This is a genomic window from Staphylococcus sp. HMSC055A09, assembly GCF_001809655.1.
In the GTDB taxonomy this organism is placed as follows: Bacteria; Bacillota; Bacilli; order Staphylococcales; family Staphylococcaceae; genus Staphylococcus; species Staphylococcus capitis.
This window is the reverse complement of sequence record NZ_KV798366.1, coordinates 842-1444: the sequence shown is the minus strand read 5'-3', so window position 1 is coordinate 1444 and position 603 is coordinate 842. Positions and strand designations below refer to the sequence as shown.

The window sequence follows — 603 nt, the reverse complement described above, 5'->3', positions numbered from 1 at the left end:
GATCCCTTCAGCCGGACTTGGGTATTCCTCCATTATTTATAGGTAAATCGCTATTAAATTAATTAAAAATGGCGGTCCCGACGGGAATCGAACCCGCGATCTCCTGCGTGACAGGCAGGCGTGTTAACCGCTACACTACGGGACCATTTATAAAACGGAGGAAGAGGGATTCGAACCCCCGCGAGCCGTTAAGCTCCTGTCGGTTTTCAAGACCGATCCCTTCAGCCGGACTTGGGTATTCCTCCAAAATTATATGGACCTTGCAGGACTCGAACCTGCGACCGAACGGTTATGAGCCGTTAGCTCTAACCAACTGAGCTAAAGGTCCTAAATATAATTCTACAACTAATAAGTAGTGGCGGTGGAGGGGATCGAACCCCCGACCTCACGGGTATGAACCGTACGCTCTAGCCAGCTGAGCTACACCGCCGTTATGTAGTTTGTAAATTAATAATGGTGGAGACTAGCGGGATCGAACCGCTGACCTCCTGCGTGCAAAGCAGGCGCTCTCCCAGCTGAGCTAAGCCCCCAAAATTAATATGTACTATCGGGAAGACAGGATTCGAACCTACGACCCCTTGGTCCCAAACCAAGTGCTCTACC

At 50.4% G+C, this 603-nt stretch carries 5 tRNA genes; all 5 read right to left on the bottom strand.

The features are described 5' to 3' along the window. Window positions 1–69: 69 nt before the first annotated feature. The 5 genes from HMPREF2642_RS05080 to HMPREF2642_RS05060 all read right to left on the bottom strand — a co-directional run bounded on the left by HMPREF2642_RS05080 (window position 70) and on the right by HMPREF2642_RS05060 (window position 530). A tRNA-Asp gene (locus HMPREF2642_RS05080) sits at window positions 70–145 on the bottom strand. Window positions 146–155: 10 nt separating this feature from the next. After that, window positions 156–245, bottom strand: a tRNA-Ser gene (locus HMPREF2642_RS05075). 9 nt (window positions 246–254) lie between these two features. Continuing rightward, window positions 255–328, bottom strand: a tRNA-Ile gene (locus tag HMPREF2642_RS05070). A 28-nt stretch (window positions 329–356) separates the two neighbouring features. Next, window positions 357–430, bottom strand: a tRNA-Met gene (locus tag HMPREF2642_RS05065). Window positions 431–454: 24 nt separating this feature from the next. Further along, window positions 455–530, bottom strand: a tRNA-Ala gene (locus HMPREF2642_RS05060). Window positions 531–603 lie beyond the last annotated feature (73 nt).